At 59.3% G+C, this 16,731-nt stretch carries 17 protein-coding genes; 12 read left to right on the top strand and 5 right to left on the bottom strand.

Annotation, left to right across the window (positions count from 1 at the left end):
- Positions 1 to 34: 34 nt before the first annotated feature.
- The 4 genes from RUM8411_RS09900 (at position 35) to RUM8411_RS09915 (ending at position 4,319) form a co-directional block, all read left to right on the top strand.
- On the top strand, positions 35 to 868 hold the full coding sequence (locus RUM8411_RS09900) for an ABC transporter ATP-binding protein (RefSeq protein ID WP_085822531.1): 834 nt from the start codon (positions 35 to 37) through the stop codon (positions 866 to 868).
- 19 nt (positions 869 to 887) lie between these two features.
- Positions 888 to 2,108, top strand: a complete 1,221-nt coding sequence (locus RUM8411_RS09905) for a phenylacetate--CoA ligase family protein (RefSeq protein WP_085822532.1) — start codon at positions 888 to 890, stop codon at positions 2,106 to 2,108.
- Positions 2,109 to 2,226: 118 nt separating this feature from the next.
- Positions 2,227 to 3,891, top strand: coding sequence for an ABC transporter permease (locus RUM8411_RS09910; protein WP_085822533.1), 1,665 nt, complete (start codon positions 2,227 to 2,229; stop codon positions 3,889 to 3,891).
- A gap of 77 nt (positions 3,892 to 3,968) precedes the next feature.
- Positions 3,969 to 4,319: a DUF2794 domain-containing protein gene (locus RUM8411_RS09915; protein WP_085822768.1), complete on the top strand. Its 351-nt coding sequence runs from the start codon at positions 3,969 to 3,971 to the stop codon at positions 4,317 to 4,319.
- Here the strand turns inward: RUM8411_RS09915 and RUM8411_RS09920 are convergent.
- From RUM8411_RS09920 to RUM8411_RS09930, 4 genes are all read right to left on the bottom strand, one after another.
- On the bottom strand, positions 4,316 to 5,035 hold the full coding sequence (locus RUM8411_RS09920; protein ID WP_234995196.1) for a C40 family peptidase: 720 nt from the start codon (positions 5,033 to 5,035) through the stop codon (positions 4,316 to 4,318). The two genes, RUM8411_RS09915 and RUM8411_RS09920, sit on opposite strands and share 4 nt — an antisense overlap.
- The gene (locus tag RUM8411_RS23230; RefSeq protein ID WP_370738037.1) at positions 5,019 to 5,069 is read right to left on the bottom strand and encodes a hypothetical protein; all 51 of its coding nucleotides are present in this window, start codon (positions 5,067 to 5,069) and stop codon (positions 5,019 to 5,021) included. Before RUM8411_RS23230 ends, RUM8411_RS09920 begins: the two co-directional genes overlap by 17 nt.
- Positions 5,050 to 6,432, bottom strand: coding sequence for a leucyl aminopeptidase family protein (locus tag RUM8411_RS09925; RefSeq protein WP_085822535.1), 1,383 nt, complete (start codon positions 6,430 to 6,432; stop codon positions 5,050 to 5,052). Before RUM8411_RS09925 ends, RUM8411_RS23230 begins: the two co-directional genes overlap by 20 nt.
- Positions 6,433 to 6,495: 63 nt before the next feature.
- On the bottom strand, positions 6,496 to 6,885 hold the full coding sequence (locus RUM8411_RS09930; RefSeq protein WP_085822536.1) for a hypothetical protein: 390 nt from the start codon (positions 6,883 to 6,885) through the stop codon (positions 6,496 to 6,498).
- A 144-nt stretch (positions 6,886 to 7,029) separates the two neighbouring features.
- Between RUM8411_RS09930 and RUM8411_RS09935 the strand changes: the two genes are divergently transcribed.
- The 8 genes from RUM8411_RS09935 to RUM8411_RS09970 all read left to right on the top strand — a co-directional run bounded on the left by RUM8411_RS09935 (position 7,030) and on the right by RUM8411_RS09970 (position 15,734).
- Entirely contained in the window at positions 7,030 to 7,680 is a 651-nt protein-coding gene (locus tag RUM8411_RS09935; protein WP_085822537.1) for a carbonic anhydrase, read from the top strand.
- Between the two features lie 106 nt (positions 7,681 to 7,786).
- Positions 7,787 to 8,323, top strand: coding sequence for an SRPBCC family protein (locus RUM8411_RS09940; protein WP_085822538.1), 537 nt, complete (start codon positions 7,787 to 7,789; stop codon positions 8,321 to 8,323).
- Between the two features lie 167 nt (positions 8,324 to 8,490).
- Positions 8,491 to 9,579 carry a LacI family DNA-binding transcriptional regulator gene (locus RUM8411_RS09945; RefSeq protein ID WP_234995188.1) on the top strand — a complete coding sequence of 363 codons (1,089 nt, stop codon included), beginning with the start codon at positions 8,491 to 8,493 and terminating at the stop codon, positions 9,577 to 9,579.
- A complete protein-coding gene (locus RUM8411_RS09950) occupies positions 9,576 to 10,931 on the top strand; it encodes an ABC transporter substrate-binding protein (RefSeq protein WP_200818563.1) in 1,356 nt (451 codons plus the stop codon). The genes RUM8411_RS09945 and RUM8411_RS09950 overlap by 4 nt, the downstream gene beginning before the upstream one ends.
- A gap of 63 nt (positions 10,932 to 10,994) precedes the next feature.
- On the top strand, positions 10,995 to 12,227 hold the full coding sequence (locus tag RUM8411_RS09955) for a carbohydrate ABC transporter permease (protein ID WP_085822540.1): 1,233 nt from the start codon (positions 10,995 to 10,997) through the stop codon (positions 12,225 to 12,227).
- Complete coding sequence (locus tag RUM8411_RS09960) at positions 12,227 to 13,435, top strand: carbohydrate ABC transporter permease (RefSeq protein ID WP_085822541.1); 1,209 nt, start codon at positions 12,227 to 12,229, stop codon at positions 13,433 to 13,435. The genes RUM8411_RS09955 and RUM8411_RS09960 overlap by 1 nt, the downstream gene beginning before the upstream one ends.
- A 5-nt stretch (positions 13,436 to 13,440) precedes the next feature.
- Positions 13,441 to 14,688 (top strand): MGH1-like glycoside hydrolase domain-containing protein, encoded by a 1,248-nt coding sequence (locus RUM8411_RS09965; RefSeq protein ID WP_306372836.1) that lies wholly within the window; start codon positions 13,441 to 13,443, stop codon positions 14,686 to 14,688.
- A complete protein-coding gene (locus RUM8411_RS09970; RefSeq protein WP_085822543.1) occupies positions 14,688 to 15,734 on the top strand; it encodes an ABC transporter ATP-binding protein in 1,047 nt (348 codons plus the stop codon). The genes RUM8411_RS09965 and RUM8411_RS09970 overlap by 1 nt, the downstream gene beginning before the upstream one ends.
- Before the next feature lie 54 nt (positions 15,735 to 15,788).
- On the opposite strand, the gene RUM8411_RS09975 is transcribed toward RUM8411_RS09970, so the two are convergent.
- Positions 15,789 to 16,697, bottom strand: coding sequence for an endonuclease/exonuclease/phosphatase family protein (locus RUM8411_RS09975; protein WP_085822544.1), 909 nt, complete (start codon positions 16,695 to 16,697; stop codon positions 15,789 to 15,791).
- Between the last annotated feature and the right edge of the window lie 34 nt (positions 16,698 to 16,731).

Genomic DNA, 16,731 nt, shown 5'->3' on the forward strand with positions numbered 1-16,731 from the left:
CCCGAACCCGACACTCGCACGAGGACACGCGCAGATGCTGGATGCGGCAGAAAACACCGAAGTGCAGGCCGATACCCTGCTAGAGGTCAACAATATCGAGGTGATCTACAACCATGTGATCCTCGTTCTTAAAGGTGTCAGCCTGACGGTTCCCAAAGGCGGTATCACCGCGCTGCTGGGTGGCAATGGTGCGGGTAAGACAACGACGCTGAAGGCGGTGTCCAACCTGCTGCATTCCGAACGTGGCGAGGTGACAAAAGGCACGATCAAATATCGCGGCACCAGCGTACATGAAAGTGACCCCGCTGTTTTGGTGGAAAAAGGCGTCATCCAGGTAATGGAAGGCCGCCACTGTTTCGAGCACCTGACGGTCGAAGAAAACCTGCTGACCGGAGCTTATACCCGTAAGGATGGCAAAGCCGCGATCCTGCAGGATTTGGAACTGGTTTATACATATTTCCCCCGCCTCAAGGAACGCCGCCGGTCGCAGGCAGGCTATACCTCGGGCGGTGAACAACAGATGGTGGCGATGGGGCGGGCGCTGATGTCGCGGCCCGAGACGATCCTGCTGGATGAACCCTCGATGGGTTTGGCGCCGCAGCTGGTCGAAGAGATTTTTGGCATCGTGAAGGATCTGAACGAAAAGGAAGGCGTGTCTTTCCTGCTGGCCGAACAGAACACCAACGTGGCGCTGCGGTTTGCGCATTACGGATACATTCTGGAATCGGGCCGCGTCGTCATGGACGGCCCGGCGGCCGAACTTCGTGAAAACCCAGATGTGAAGGAATTCTATCTGGGCATGTCCGACGATGGCCGAAAAAGCTTTCGCGACGTGCGGTCGTATCGCCGCCGCAAGAGGTGGCTGTAAGCGGATGGAGGATTTAGCGATGACGAAATTCTACGATGCGCTTGAAACCCGGTCAGCTGATCAGCGCGCCGCCGATCAAACGCAGGCGCTGCGAGTCCAGATCCAGCGGGCAAAATCCGCGCCCGGGTTTGCCGCGCATATGGCTGATGTGGACACCGATGATGTGACCTCGGTCCAGGATCTTGTGAAGCTGCCTGTTTTGCGCAAGTCTGATCTGGCACAGGCTCAGGCGACGCGACCGCCCTTTGGCGGGTTCACTGTCAAACCGGCGCGCCATTTCCATCACGTGTTTCAGTCCCCCGGCCCGATCTATGAACCGGGCAGCACCGACCATGATTGGTGGCGCATGGGGCGGTTTCTGCACGCCGCAGGTGTCGGACCGGGTGACATTGTCCAGAACTGTTTTGGCTATCACCTGACGCCCGCGGGCATGATTTTCGAAAGCGGTGCGCGGGCTGTCGGAGCAGCAGTGCTGCCTGCCGGAACCGGCCAGACCGAGCTGCAGGTGACGGCGGCGCGCGATGTGGGCTGCACCTCGTATGCTGGTACGCCGGACTATCTGAAAGTGATCCTGGACAAGGCCGACGAGATGGGCGTCGCGCTGAATTTCTCATCCGCTGTAGTGGGCGGTGGCGCATTGTTTCCGTCGCTGCGGCAGGACTATGCGGATCGCGGAATTTCCTGCCTGCAGTGTTATGCGACGGCCGATCTGGGCAACATCGCCTATGAGAGCCCCGCGATGGAGGGCATGATCCTCGACGAACACGTGATTGTGGAAATCGTCACCCCGGGCACCGGAGCCCCTGTCGCCGCAGGTGAGGTGGGTGAGGTCGTGGTTACCACCCTCAACCCCGATTACCCGCTTGTCCGGTTTGCGACCGGCGATCTGTCCGCGATCATGCCGGGTGAATCGCCCTGTGGTCGAACCAACATGCGTATCAAAGGCTGGATGGGGCGTGCCGATCAGACCACCAAGATCAAGGGGATGTTCGTCCGCCCTGAACAGGTGGCTGCACTGGTCGACAAACACGCTGAGATCGTCAAAGCCCGCGTCATCGCCGCGCGCCAGGGTGAAATGGACACCATGACCGTTCAGATCGAAAGCCCGGGTGGGGACGACATTGCCTACGCCAGATCAGTGATCGAAGTGTTGAAACTAAAGGGCGCGATCGAGGTCGTGGCCCCGGGAACGCTGCCCAAGGACGGGTTGGTGATCGAGGATCAGCGCGTCTACGAGTGACTTGAAAACAGCTCTGCGGCAGATTGCGCCGCAGAATTGTATCCCGGCCCACTGGTGTTTCTTAGCGTTTTAGTCGATTAAAGGTCGAACCTGCGCTTGTCAGCCACAAACCGGAACCATGGCCGAAATCGACTACTCAGAGCACGGAACGCGCAACCGTGGTGCTTTTGGCACCCGGCTGGTGGGTACTGTGGCATGTTTGGTGGCGGCTGCGTGTCTGTTGCCAATGGTAGCGGTCGTTCTGGCGGCGGTGACGGGCGGGACGGATACGATCTCGCACCTGTTGGACACGGTTTTGCCCGGTTATGCGCTGACGACGGTCATATTGGTGGTTCTGGTGGCTGCCGGTACCTTTTGCATCGGCGTTGGGGCGGCGTGGCTGGTGACGATGACCCGGTTTCCCGGTGTGCGCTTTCTTGAGATCGCTCTGGTTCTGCCGCTGGCCTTCCCTGCCTATGTGCTGGCCTATGCGTATACGTTCATTCTGGACCATCCGGGCATAGTTCAGTCCACCCTGCGCGATGTAACCGGCTGGGGTCCGCGGGATTATTGGTTCCCCGAGATCCGCTCGACCGAAGGCGCAGCGGTCATGCTGATCCTGGTGCTTTACCCCTATGTGTACCTGCTGGCGCGTGCGGCGTTCCTGCAGCAAAGCGCCACCGCGTTTCTGGCCGCCCGCGCGTTGGGCAAAAGCCCGTGGCTGGCGTTCTGGCATGTGTCGCTGCCGATGGCCCGTCCGGCCATCGCCGGGGGCGTCCTGCTGGCGATCATGGAAACCATCGCCGATTTCGGCACTGTGGCTTATTTCGGCGTACAGACCTTTGCTACCGGTATCTATACCAGCTGGTTTTCGATCGGAGACCGGGCTGCAGCGGCGCAACTGGCCCTATGCCTGCTGGGCTTTGCCTTGCTTATGGCGGTGGCCGAACGGATGCAGCGGGGCAGGGCAAAATACTATCAAGCGGGCAAAAGCCACGCCAGTTTACCCTCGGCACAGCTTAAAGGCTGGCAATCTGCTGCGGCCTTTACACTGTGTGTCATTCCGGTGCTGCTGGGCTTTTTGCTGCCGGTGTTCATCCTGATCCAGATGGGGCTGACATCTGAACAGAACCTGCTGTCGCGGCGCTATGTCGGGTTCATCCAGAACTCTTTGACCCTTGCGGGCGTGGCCGCTGTGGTAACGGTGTGCGCGGCGATCTGCGTCGGGTTCTTTCAGCGGCTGAGGCCAGGCCAGGTGTCGTCCAGCACCGGGTATCTGGCGCGGCTGGGCTATGCGGTGCCGGGGGGCGTGATTGCTGTGGGGCTGATAGTGCCCTTTGCCAGCTTCGACAACGCACTGGATGCGTGGATGCGGCAAACCTTCGATATCTCAACCGGCTTGCTGGTCACGGGTTCAATCTGGTTGTTGGTTGCGGCTTATATGGTGCGCTTTCTGGCCGCTGCGCTGAGTGCCTATGAAGGCGGGCAGAGCACGGTGCATGCCAATATGGATGCGGCTTCGCGGTCCTTGGGTCAGACGCCGCTGGGCACGCTGCGCCGGGTGCATTTGCCAATCCTGACGCCGTCGCTGCTGACCGCGTTGCTGATCGTCTTTGTAGACGTGATGAAAGAGCTGCCCGCAACCCTGATCATGCGGCCTTTCAACTTTGATACGCTGGCGGTGCAGGCCTATCGGCTGGCCTCGGATGAGCGGCTGGAAGGCGCAGCTGTCCCTTCGCTGGTGATACTGGCCGTGGGTCTTTTGCCTGTGATCCTGATCTGTCGGCAAGTTGGACGGCGCTAAAGCACACCGGTTCAAAAATGCCACATACTCAAACCAGCGGGCTTGATTCAAATGCGTTTTCCGGCGAGGCTTGGGGTATGAACATGCAGCCTCCCAGCCGGTTTTCTGCGAATTCGGCCCAGATGCCCGTCGCGTTCGACCGTCGCGAGATGTCCTATATCCTGTCAGTCTATGGCCGAATGGTTGCTGCCGGAGAATGGCGCGATTATGGCATTTCCAACCTGCGCGACATGGCGGTGTTTTCCATCTTTCGGCGTACGGCAGAACATCCGATCTACCGGGTCGAGAAAGACCCCCGCCTGCGGCAAAAACAGGGGATGTATTCGGTGGTTGGAATGGATGGGCGTATCCTGAAACGCGGCCATGATCTTCGCACGGTTTTGCGGGTGCTAGAGCGCAAGTTAATCCGCTCGGTTGACCTGGATTAGAGCCGTTTGTGGGCCATCACAGGCCCGTCGCCCTGTTCCAGAATGCGCGTAACCGCCTGATCCATCGGCTCGAACGTCACATCCATGTGGAAGGCGTTGGCGTGCAACAGCATGTTGTCACCATAGACCCAGGCCACGTGCCCTTTCCAAAACAGCAGATCGCCGCGTTTGGCAGGCGTTCCTTTGGGCAGCGTCTCGCCCAGCTCTCGTTCCTGATCACCGCTGTCGCCGGGGCAAGGCAGGCCGCAGGCCAGCAACCCGGCCTGCACGAGACCTGAGCAATCCAGCCCGAACCGGCTGTTGCCGCCCCAAAGGTAGGGTGTGCCCAAAAAAAGCTCGGCCACTGACACCGGATCGGTCAGTCGAGTGGCGTTTAGTTTGGCATGAACCGCAGGAATAAATCCCAATTCCGTTTCCAGAAATGTGTTTTGTTCCGACAACACCAGCACCTTGCTTCCGAAACTCAAGGATACGCGATCGGGGCTTTTCATATCCGGCAGGGCATAAGCATGGGTGGCCGGGGCGGTGATCCAGTGGGTGTCGGGAACTGGCTCTGCAAGCTGATCCGAGGCCACCCAGCCGGGATACCCGTCCTTGTCTGCGGTGACGCGGCTCCAACCAGTTAGGGTTTCGACCACCTCGACCGTGTCACCGAACAACAGTTGACGATCGCGCGGCCCATCTGGCTGGCGCAGCAGGTCAACGACCGGGTGAATGACGCGCCTCCGGGTCATAGGTCCAACATCTCAGGCAGGGCGGTCAGCAGGGCACGGGGACCCTGGCCCAAGCCACCCTTGGTGCGCCCAGGTGCGTTGCCGGGCTGCCAGGAATAAATATCGAAATGCATATAGCGGCTGTCACCCACGAACCGGCGCAGGAACAAGGCGGCAGTGATAGATCCCGCGAACCCGCCAGAGGGTGCATTATCCAGATCGGCGATGCCGGGCTCGATCATCGTCTCATACGGCTCATGAAACGGCATTCGCCAAACTGGATCAGCAGCCTGTTGTCCGGCCAGCGCCAACGCCCCTGCCGCGTTGTCATCATCCGTATAGAACGGGGCCAGATCCGGCCCCAGTGCCACCCGCGCCGCGCCCGTCAGCGTCGCCATGGAGATTACCAGATCCGGCGCGCCCTCATCGGCCAACGCCAGCGCGTCGGCCAGCACCAGCCGCCCTTCGGCATCGGTGTTGTTGATCTCAACCGTCAGGCCTTTGCGTGAAGTCAGGATGTCGCCGGGCCGAAAGGCATCTCCGGCCACCGCGTTTTCGACGGCCGGTATCAGAACCCGCAGTTGCAGCGGCAGGTTCAGCGCCATGATCATCCGCGCCAAACCCAGAACATTTGCCGCGCCCCCCATATCCTTCTTCATCAGCGCCATCGAATTTCCCGGCTTCAAGTTCAGCCCGCCGGTATCAAAACAAACTCCTTTGCCCACCAGTGTCAGTTTCGGCCCCGCGCTGCCCCAGTTCATCTCTATCAGGCGCGGATCCTGCGCGGCAGCCCGACCGACGGTGTGGATCAAGGGGAAGTTCTGTTCCAACAAAGATGCGCCGCGCACCACCTCGCAGACAGCATCGAATTCCTGTGCCAGCGCCTCAGTCGCAGCCTGCAATTGATCGGGACCCATTTCCGACGCGGGCGTATTGACCAGATCGCGGATCAGGGCCTCGGCATTGGCCAGAACCTCGATCCGAGCGGCATCCACCCCTTCGGGTGCAACCAGCCGGGCCTTGGCCGGTGATTGCGAGGCATAGCGGTCAAACGCGTATCCGGTCAGCAGCCAGCCCAGGCACTCGGTGGCCAGTGCATCATCGGGCAGGCCCGAGGCAATGTGGTAATTCCCTTCGGGCAGGTCCATGGCAGCGGTCGCCAATGGGAACCGTCTGCGTGCGCGGCCAGAACTTTTGCCGTATCCGGCCAGCGCATGTTCGGGTGTGCCTTCGGGGCCGGGAATAAGCACCACCTGGCCCAGCGCGGCGGTAAATCCGCTGGCCCGAACCCAGGACGTGACCTGATCGGATTGACTGCTTAGCCATGTGTCCAGATCTGGCTGTGCAATGACATGCAGCGGCACAGAAGGATCGGAGGGAGTAGCGAAGGACAGGGTCATGAATATCTCGATTGGTTCTATTTGTGCCCAGCCTAGCTGCCCACGATCCCTCTGCAAGCCCTGTCAGACCGAAAGATCCTGCTGATCCCAGATCACAGTCAGCGATATTTCACCGACCCGGACCAACCGGGACAACGTGGCGCCGGTTGCCACAACGTCACCGGCATCCACCGATCGGGCAACGTCACCGGCCACATGGGCCAGTGCCATCATGCCGATCTGTTCCGAAATCGCCACCAGCGAGCGGGCGCATTTGCGCAACCCCGCCCAGTCGCGCTGCCGCCAGAACCGCTCACAATTTGAAAGGCGCACGGCCAGTTCTTCGACCGTGCGGCACAGCACGTCCAGCGCGTTCTTGTCGCCCAGTTGCCGGTACAGACCGGTCAACCGATCCGGATCCAACCGCACCGTTTCTTTGTGTTCAAGCGTGACTATCTTTTCCACCACATTCACCCCAATTCATTGCGCCCCCACGGCATAACCAGACCTTGGTGGTGAATTCCTTTGCAAAACCTTGCTAAAGAACAGGATAATCACTCGAATTTTCCTCGAATTCAGGTTACAGCAACCTTCAGCAACACGACAATGGACACTAGAATGGACTTAGCGAAACCTCTGCCAGGTTATCTGGTCAAACGGTATCACGGTTGGAAAGCCACCACCTATTCCGAAAATCAGGTCTGGTTCCGCCGCCTGGCAACCGAGGGACAGCGCCCGCGGGCGATGGTTATCTCGTGCTGCGACAGCCGGGTTCATGTGACTTCGATGTTCGGAGCAGATCAGGGTGACTTTTTCATTCATCGCAACATTGCCAATCTCGTGCCGCCCTATGCGCCGGACGGTGACCACCATGGCACCAGCGCCGCAATTGAATACGCGGTCACAGCGCTGAAGGTTGCGCATCTGATCGTGCTGGGCCATTCGCAATGCGGCGGCGTTCAGGGTTGCATTGACATGTGCAAAGGTCAGGCCCCGCAATTGGAAGCCAAAGAAAGCTTTGTCGGTCGCTGGATGGACATCCTGAAACCAAAATACGAGCTAGTGGCCGATATCGAGGACAGTGTCGATCAAGCCCGTCAATTCGAGAGGCAGGCGGTTGTTGCCTCGCTCGAAAACCTGATGACTTTCCCGTTTATTGCCGCCGCGGTCGAGGACAGCTCACTCAGCCTGCACGGGCTGTGGACCGACATTGGCGAGGGTGGGTTGCAGTGTTACGACCCAGCAGAACAGAAGTTCGTGGTCGTCTGAGCGGCCCCGGACAAAGTGACTGAATGAATGGCGCTGGATCAGACCTCTGATTCTGCGCCATTTTTTGGTATAGTCGCCGCATCCCTGTTTGGATCAGGAGCGTATTATGCGATTCATTAAACGTATTCTCGTTACCCTCATTGTCCTGGTATTGGCCCTGGTCGGTATTTCTTACCTGTTGCCAGGCCAGGCCGAAGTGTCGCGCAGCATCACGATTGATGCCCCGCCCAACGTGATTTTTCCGTTCGTGAACTCGATGCAAGAGACCGAGAAATGGTCCCCCTGGTTGTCCCGCGACCCGAACACACAGCTATCCTATAGCGGGCCCGAAGCCGGCGTAGGCAACACCTTGAACTGGAGCTCGGATCACCCGCAGGTCGGGACAGGTTCGCAGGAGATTACCGCCAGCACGCCCGATCAGGCTGTCAGAACCGCACTGGATTTTGGTCCGATGGGCACTGCACAGGCTTCTTTTGAATTGCAGCCTGAAGGGGACCAGACCCAGGTGACCTGGGGGTTTGTCTCGGATCTGGGCCTGAATCCGATGTCCCGGTGGATGGGGTTGATGATGGATAACTGGGTCGGGGGCGACTACGAGCGCGGACTGACCAATCTGAAGGCTTTGGTCGAAACTCAGGGCTGACAGCAGGTTTTCCGCAAAAACGTTGAAAATTGGCCAATTTGTATCTTTTTTAACTTTTTCGTTGCCGAAACCGGTTTCGGAACAAACAAATAAACAAAATGACCGCGAATTCTTCATATCAACGGCGTTCATCCGCGAATCGCAGCCCGGTCTCTGGCCGGGTCAAGTTGGACGAACTTGCCGCACATCTGGGTCTGTCCAAAAGCACGGTGTCGCGGGCGATGAATGGTTATCCGGATATCTCCGAATCGACACAAATGCGGGTCAAGACTGCGGCCCGCAAGTTGGGATACCGGCCACTGAGCCATGCGCAGGCGATCCGGACCGGTCAGGTGCGCGCGATTGCCATGGTGCTGAACAGTGACGAACCGGATCAGCACAATCCATTCCTGCAGGATTTTCTGGCTGGCGCCTGTGAAGCGGCCAGTAGTCTGGACTGGACCATGACCATCTCTACTGCAACGTCGGACCGGGACACGCTGAACGTGCTCCGCCGCCTGGTCGAAGAGCGCAAAGCCGACGGGTTCATCCTGCCACGGACGGCGGTCAAGGACAGCCGAGTCGGGCTTTTACGAGATCTCAAAGTACCGCATATCCTGTATGGCCGCACCGGGTACGGACAGCCAAATAACCTGGAGGAGACGTCGTGGTTCGACATCGCTGGTGAAACTGCCATGCGCAAGGCTGTGCTGCGGCTGGCCGGGTTCGGGCATAAGCGTATCGGTTTTGTCGGCAGCGATCCGAAGTTCAACTACAGCCATTTGCGCCGTGATGGATACCTTGAGGGTCTGCGCGAGGCGGGGTTGTCTGCAGACCCCGCACTGATCAGAGACGGCGCGCGGACACGTGATGATGGCGCTGCGCAGGCGATGGCCCTGATGCAGTTGGACCAGCCGCCAACCGCGATTGTCTTTGCCACCGATCTGGCCGCATTGGGCTTTTGTTCTGCGGCGCAGGATCAGGGGTTTGAGATTGGCCGCGATGTTGCAGTGATCGGCTATGATGGCATTCCGGAATGTCGCTATGCCCGTCCGGCGCTGACCACCTTTGCGGTGGAATCCCGCACGGCAGGGCAGCGGCTGGCAACCCTGTTGATCCGTCAGATCCGAGGCGAGGATCCCACCACCCTTCGGGAGTTGACCGAGGCGACGCTGGTCGAAGGCGGCTCGGACGGGCCGCCGCAGCTGTCGCCGTCAGAGCTGTCGAAAAAAATACGCCACCACAAAGACCAAAACCGGGGAGGAAACCACCGATGAAACTGACACCCAAAGCAGCCAGGCTGATGCTTGGCTCGTCGCTTGTACTGGCGCTGACCGCGCTGTCCGTGCAGGCCGACACGATCCGCTTCTGGACCACCGAGGAACAGCCAGAACGTCTGGCCAAGCAGCAGGAGATGGCCGATCAGTTCAAGGCCGATACCGGCACCACGGTCGAGGTGATCCCGGTCACTGAAACCGATCTGGGCACCCGCGCCACTGCCGCCTTTGCCGCCGGCGATCTGCCTGATGTAGTCTATCACCCGCTGCAATACGCGCTGCCCTGGGCCGAGGCGGGCATTCTTGACACCGAAGCCGCCACCGAAGTGATCGAAGAGTTGGGCGCCGGCACTTTTGCCCCCGGCGCGCTGGCCATGGCTGCGTTCAACGATGAAACCGCATCCGTGCCGGTGGATGGCTGGACGCAGATGGTGGTCTACCGCAAAGACCTGTTTGATGCCGCTGGATTGGATGCGCCCAGCTCCTTCGCCAACGTGGTGACAGCACTGGACGCATTGCATAACCCGCCCGAGATGTACGGTTTTGTCGCCGCCACCAAGGTGGACGAGAATTTCATGAGCCAGGTTCTGGAGCATGTTTTCCTTGCCAATGGTGTCAGTCCGGTTGGAACTGACGGTTTCCAGGCTTTGGATGAGGCAAAAACGACCGAGGTTCTGCATTTCTACAAAGCGATCTCAAAAGCGTCGCCTCCGGGAGAGCTGTATTGGAAGCAATCGCGCGAGCTGTATTTTGATGGCAAGGCTGCGATGATCATCTGGTCACCCTTCATTCTGGATGAACTGGCCGGGCTGCGCGATAGTGCCCCACCGACCATCACCAACGATCCGACGTCACGCGATCTGGCGTCCAAAACCGGTATCGTCACCAATTTCTCGGGACCGTCCAACCCCGATGGCGCAGCCTGGGGCGACGTTCGTTACTTCGGCATCACCAATGACGCCGACACCGACGCGGCGATGGAGTTTGTGAAATACGCGATGGATCAGGGCTATACTCAGACCCTGGCAATTGCCCCCGAGGGGAAATTCCCGGTGCGTCGCGGCACCGCCGACAACCCGGCCGCATTTTCCGAGGCATGGGCGCAACTGCCCGTTGGTGTGGATCGCAAGGCACCCCTGGGCGAGCTGTACGATCAGGCAATGATCGACGAGATCGTCAATGGACTGGACGTGGCGCAGCGCTGGGGCGTGGCCGAGGGACAATTGGCGCTGGCCTCGAAGATGATCAACTCTCAGGCCATCAACCGGGTCGTGCGTCAGTATATCGACGATGAGATCGACGCCGCCGCTGCGGTTGCCGCCATGAATGAAGAGCTCGCCAAGGTCCAATAACTCTGCCGCTCTGGCACTTGCAGCGGCCTGCGCGCCGCTGCATTCAACCCTTCGAGGTATCCCATGTCTTCGGCCACCCCACCGACCGCAACCGGGGCTCTAGCCAAACGCGAGGCGCGTCTGGCCTGGGCGCTGTTGGCTCCAACCGTGATCAGTGTCTCGCTTGTCGTGATCCTGCCGCTGCTGGCAATCATCTGGATTAGCTTCAAGCCCTTTACCCTGTCCGATCTGCGCCCCCCTGCGCCGATCGTCCGGGAAAGCCTGCGCGGATCAGGCGACGACATGCGGATCGAATACCGGCTGCGCAACTCCAGCCAGGAGATCGCAATTGATGGGGTGTCCTTTTCCGATGTGTTGCCCGACGGTGTGACAGTCGGCGAAGTCACTGCACCCTGTGTGCTGGACGGGCAACAGCTGTTGTGCGATTTCGGCACGCTGGAAGGCGGCCAGCGGGAACGCATCCGTATCCCGATCACCGTCGATGGCGACCTGGACGCGTTTGAAGATCTGGTCGAAAACTCGGAACCTGATGTGACTGGCAGCGGTCCCAATGTCCTGACCAATCTGGACTTCAGCCTGGAAAACTTTGCCCGCGTCTTTGACGGGTCCGAGTTTTGGGGCGTGCTATGGGTCACTCTGTTCTATACCGTTTTTGGCACCATCGGAGCGCTGGTCATGGGGCTGTTTGCGGCCCTGTTGCTGAACAAGAGTTTCAGGGGACAAGGCATCATCCGGGGGCTTTACCTGTTTCCCTATGTTGCTCCGGTCATTGCCGTGGCCTTTACCTGGGTCACGCTGTTTGATCCCTTTTCGGGTTCGGCCAACGCGCTGCTGGTGCAGATGGGCATAAGCAGCGAGCCGATCAATTTCTTCGGGGAACGCCCGCTGGCGCTGATCATGGTGACTGTGTTCGAGATTTGGCGCTATTTCCCGCTGTCCTTCCTGTTCATCCTTGCACGGATGCAATCCATCGACTCCAGCATGTATGAGGCGGCGGACATGGACGGGGCCTCGCCGTTTCAGAAGTTCTGGCTGCTGAGCATCCCGCAACTTTTGGGCATCCTGTCAGTCTTGTTCCTGCTGCGCTTTATCTGGACCTTCAACAAGTTCGACGACATTTTCCTGCTGACCGGCGGCAATGCGGGCACCCGTACGTTGACCGTGAATGTCTATGAGCAGGCCTTTGCGATTTCGAACATTGGGGCGGGTGCCGCCGTGGCTGTGGTGATCCTGATCTGCCTGATCGCGTTCAGCTTTGTCTTTTTCCGCTTTATCAGCCGAGAGGAGGGCCTGTAATGCACAAGGGGTACCTTACCGGCCCGGTACTGGGCGCGCTGTGGCTGGTGGTGATTGCCACTACAGCTGCCATCACTCTGTCATTTTCAACCGGGGCTGCGTTTCGCCCGCAGGTTCTGCTTTGCCTGATTTGGGGAGCAATTGCAGGTCTGGTTTATGTCCGGTTCCCGATGCGGCGCGCACCGGCCCGTCTGGGCATATCCGCGCTGCTGGGCCTGTCCGGGTTGACCGGGTTTGGCCCGGTTCTGATCGGTGCGGATACCTCGGTGCAGGCGGTTCTGGTCACCGTGGTTGTGATGGCTGTGGTGATGCACCCGTCTTTGGCAGCGATCCTGAAAGAGACACCGTTTGCGGCGCTAACCCGGCACGAGTTCGAGGATGCCGTCATCCGGTTCTGCACCGGGTTCGGATACATCTTTTTCACGGCGATTGTGGTCATTCCTTTTTATGTGATGGTGATGACCAGCCTGAAATCGCAGCAGGCGTTGCTGCAGAACCCGCTGGATTTCTCGGTCGACCTGAACCAGGGTGCCGCCCTGTTCCGCAGCTATACCGAGCTGTTTCGCGATTTCAACTTCGGCACCTATCTGTGGACGTCTTTTTTTGTCTCGGTGGTGACCGTGGCGATTACCCTGGCCTTCAGCGTGCCCGGCGCATATGCGGTGGCGCGGTTCCGGTTTCAGGGGCAAAAGGCATTCTCGCGCTCGATCCTGCTGATCTACATGGTGCCAATGATCGTGCTGGCGCTGCCAATCTATATTGCCTTTTCGGTGACCGGGCTGCGCAATTCAATCCTTGGGATTGTGATGATCTACCCGGTCACTACGATACCCGTCGCGCTTTACATGTTGCAGGGCTATTTCCGCGGTTTGCCGACCGAGGTGGAAGAGGCTGGGCTGATGGATGGATTGTCGCGCCTTGCGGTGATCTGGAAGATCACCCTGCCGCTTAGCCTACCGGCGCTGGCTTCGGTGTCGCTGTATGTCTTCATGATTGCCTGGAATGAGTTCCTGCTGGCCTTCATGCTGCTGGACGATCCGTCGAAATTTACCCTGACCCGGGGCGTTACAATGCTGAACTCTTCGGAAATTCCCCGCCAACACCTGATGGCCGGGGCGGTGATTGCCACCGTTCCGATCATGGCCCTGTTTTTGGGGCTTGAACGTTTCATGACCAAGGGCCTGACGGCCGGTTCGGTCAAAGGATGACTGAGATGAACCACTATACCTCGCCGAGTGAATCCGCGCGCAATATCCTGACCGCCAATGATCGCGGTGGCTATACCATCCCAACCAGCGGGCTGTACCCGTATCAATGGAACTGGGACAGCGCGATTGCGGCGCTGGGTTTTGCCGAGTTTGATATCGACCGCGCCTGGGTCGAGCTTGAGACCCTATTCTCGGGCCAGTGGGCGGATGGCATGGTGCCGCATATCCTGTTCCACAACCCTGATCCGGGCTATTTCCCCGGACCGGATGTCTGGGGCGGTATTGGGCCGATCCCGTCTTCGGGGATCACACAGCCGCCGTTGGCCGCCACCATGGCGCGGCGCATTCTGGATATGGATGCCGAGGCGGGCGCCAAGCGGATGCGCGCGCTGTTTCCAGCCATGCTGGCCTGGCACCGCTGGATCATGAAGTGGCGGCTGGATGATTACGGTGCCGTTTGCACCACCCACCCGTGGGAGGCCGGGCGCGACAATGCCCCAGATTGGGACAGTGCAATGGCGGGCATCGATGCCTCGGATGTGGGTGAATATCAGCGCCGCGACACCAGCCATGTCAACAGCGATGACCGCCCCACCAAATACGACTATGACCGGTACATCAAACTGGTGCAGATCGGGCGCGAGGTCAGATGGGACCAGCAGAAACTGCTGACCCTCAATCCGTTCCGCGTGGCGGATCCCACCATGAGCTTTACCACCCTGCGCGCCGCCCGCGATCTGTTGGCCATCAGCGCACAGCTGGGGCTTGAGGCTGACGGGTTGCACGCCGATATCGCCCGGCTGGACGCAGGCGCGCAGTCGCTGTGGAATGACACGCTTGACGCGTTTGATGCGCGAGATGCCCATAGCGGCGAGTGGGCACAAAGCGTCTCTAACGCGAGCTATTTGTGCTGGTACGCGGGAATTGAATCGCCTCAGATGCTGGAGCGCCTGAAGTCCATTCTAACCACGGTGCCGCATCCGATTCCCAGCTATGATCCAAACCTGCCCAAATTCGACGAACGCCGGTACTGGCGCGGCCCGACCTGGGCCTTCATGAACATGCTGGCGGGCTTTGGACTGGCCGGCATGGGACACGGTGTCGAAGCTGAAGCCCTGCGTTTGAAAACTGCCCGTTTGATTGCGGGTCACGGGTTTGCCGAATATTTCGACCCGATCACCGGCGGGCCTGCGGGGGGGAACTCGTTTACCTGGACGGCCGCCGTCTGGTTGCATTGGGCAGGGAGAAACTGATGGGCAGCATAGAACTCAAAGCCGTCGAAAAATGGTTCGGCAGCGCACAGGTCATCAAGGGCATCGACCTGCAGATCGAAGAGGGCGAATTCGTTGTCTTTGTCGGCCCTTCGGGTTGTGGCAAATCCACGCTGCTGCGGATGATCGGCGGGCTCGAGGATATCTCACGCGGGGCGCTGTCGATTAATGGCAATGACGTCACCGACCACCCGCCATCCAAGCGCGGGTTGACGATGGTGTTTCAGTCCTACGCGCTTTACCCACATCTGACCGTGGCCGAGAATATGGGCTTTTCGCTGAAGGTGGCCGGTGTCTCCAAGGCGGAAATCGCAAAGCGCGTCGGCCATGCAGCAGAGGTTCTAAAGTTGGAACCCTATCTGGAGCGCCGCCCCAAGGATCTGTCCGGCGGGCAGCGGCAGCGCGTGGCCATCGGGCGGTCTATCGTGCGCGACCCGACTGCGTTTTTGTTCGATGAACCGCTGTCGAACCTTGACGCCGCGCTGCGGGTCGAAATGCGGTACGAGATCGCCAAACTGCACCAGAGCCTGAACCGCACCATGATCTATGTGACCCATGATCAGGTTGAGGCGATGACCCTGGCCGACCGTATCGTTGTGCTGGAGTTTGGCACCATTGCCCAGGTCGGTACCCCGCGCGAGCTGTATGAACGCCCCGCCAACCTATTCGTGGCACAGTTCATCGGCAGTCCGAAGATGAACGTGATGCCCTGCTCAGTGTCAGGGGATCGGTTCCAACTGGACAACGACGGCGCCGGCCCGTTTGACCGGACCGGAGCGGCCACGAAACTGGGCATCCGCCCGGAACATATCACCGTGGTTGCGCCGGGTGCAGGTCACAGTGACGGAGTGGTCGAGGTGGTCGAATATCTGGGGGCCGACATGTTTGTCATTGTCGATTGCGGCACCGGGGAAATGGTCACCGTCCGTCTTGGCGGCGACACGGATCTGAAACCAGGTACCAAGATCGGCCTGCATTTTGCGCCCGACAAATTGCAGTTCTTCGACGCGGATGGTCAGGCGTTGTAGGCCAGTGCGGTGACGCGGATCAATCCAGCACCACCCCTTCGGGCCTGCTGAATTTCAGGGCAGGTTGATACGGGCTTTGATCCCCAGGTGATCAGATCCCATGAAAGGGCGCAGTTCTGCAGTACCGGTTGAACCTTTGGGGGCAAGAAGGTTGTCAATTGGCATGGGCACCATCCAACTGCCCAGGTTGTGGGTGTTCAAAGCCGGACCAAAGACCTGACTGCCGGCTGCAGATGCAATCCGGCGCACACTGCCACCCCAGTGAACCATATTGAAATCTCCTGCAATCAAGACCGGACCTTCCAGTTGTTCGATGTGCTCTGCGATTTTCTTGCTTTGTTCAAATTGCCCATACGGGTAAGGCCAGTTGAGGTGAACGGAAACAACCCAGACTGGCTGGTTGTCCGGCCCGACGACCTGAAGGCCGACCATCCCCAGCCCGTGCTGACAAAACTCTGCGCCCTCGACAACTGGCAGAGTCGTCAGGATCGCAACATTCTGCTCATGCCTGAATTCACAGATTGCTGACGTCGGATAGTGGTCGAACAGGTTGCGCATGTATTGCTGATTGTGACTGGATACTTCCTGAAGGGTCACAATCTCGGCATTGGACTCAATGATGTCGTCAGCCAGCGAATATCTTGGCCAGGCTTTCGACATAAGGTTTTTCTGGTACAGCGTGACGCAGGCAGTGCCGCAGTCGTCTTGCGTGGGAAGGTACCCGGCTGCAACGGAACCTACTGTAATCGTGGCAAAGACCAGCGAGACCAGCGCAAAACCTCTGGCATGCACAAACAACAAGATCACGGTAAACACAATCAACAAGACCCCGATCTGGGGCCGCATGAGGGCGACGGAATCCCCGGCCGCGAAATAGCGCCCTGTAAAACCGAATACCGCCAGCCCGATCAGGATAACTGCACCGGCCAGTGTCAGAATCCTAAAAACCTTGTTTTCGGACATGAACCTCAAATGATGCTCCGTAAACGTTGCTTCA

The sequence above is a fragment of the Ruegeria meonggei genome (genome assembly GCF_900172215.1).
Classification (GTDB): Bacteria; Pseudomonadota; Alphaproteobacteria; order Rhodobacterales; family Rhodobacteraceae; genus Ruegeria; species Ruegeria meonggei.

Excerpts from the sequence above, each read along its gene's own strand:
- RUM8411_RS09955 (WP_085822540.1), top strand. The coding sequence starts at position 10,995 with ATGTCTTCGGCCACCCCACCGACCGCAACCGGGGCTCTAGCCAAACGC.
- RUM8411_RS09975 (WP_085822544.1), bottom strand. The coding sequence starts at position 16,697 with ATGTCCGAAAACAAGGTTTTTAGGATTCTGACACTGGCCGGTGCAGTT.
- RUM8411_RS09900 (WP_085822531.1), top strand. The coding sequence starts at position 35 with ATGCTGGATGCGGCAGAAAACACCGAAGTGCAGGCCGATACCCTGCTA.
- RUM8411_RS09960 (WP_085822541.1), top strand. The coding sequence starts at position 12,227 with ATGCACAAGGGGTACCTTACCGGCCCGGTACTGGGCGCGCTGTGGCTG.
- RUM8411_RS09935 (WP_085822537.1), top strand. The coding sequence starts at position 7,030 with ATGGACTTAGCGAAACCTCTGCCAGGTTATCTGGTCAAACGGTATCAC.
- RUM8411_RS09925 (WP_085822535.1), bottom strand. The coding sequence starts at position 6,432 with ATGACCCTGTCCTTCGCTACTCCCTCCGATCCTTCTGTGCCGCTGCAT.
- RUM8411_RS09965 (WP_306372836.1), top strand. The coding sequence starts at position 13,441 with ATGAACCACTATACCTCGCCGAGTGAATCCGCGCGCAATATCCTGACC.
- RUM8411_RS09905 (WP_085822532.1), top strand. The coding sequence starts at position 888 with ATGACGAAATTCTACGATGCGCTTGAAACCCGGTCAGCTGATCAGCGC.
- RUM8411_RS09970 (WP_085822543.1), top strand. The coding sequence starts at position 14,688 with ATGGGCAGCATAGAACTCAAAGCCGTCGAAAAATGGTTCGGCAGCGCA.
- RUM8411_RS09915 (WP_085822768.1), top strand. The coding sequence starts at position 3,969 with ATGAACATGCAGCCTCCCAGCCGGTTTTCTGCGAATTCGGCCCAGATG.
- RUM8411_RS09940 (WP_085822538.1), top strand. The coding sequence starts at position 7,787 with ATGCGATTCATTAAACGTATTCTCGTTACCCTCATTGTCCTGGTATTG.
- RUM8411_RS09950 (WP_200818563.1), top strand. The coding sequence starts at position 9,576 with ATGAAACTGACACCCAAAGCAGCCAGGCTGATGCTTGGCTCGTCGCTT.
- RUM8411_RS09910 (WP_085822533.1), top strand. The coding sequence starts at position 2,227 with ATGGCCGAAATCGACTACTCAGAGCACGGAACGCGCAACCGTGGTGCT.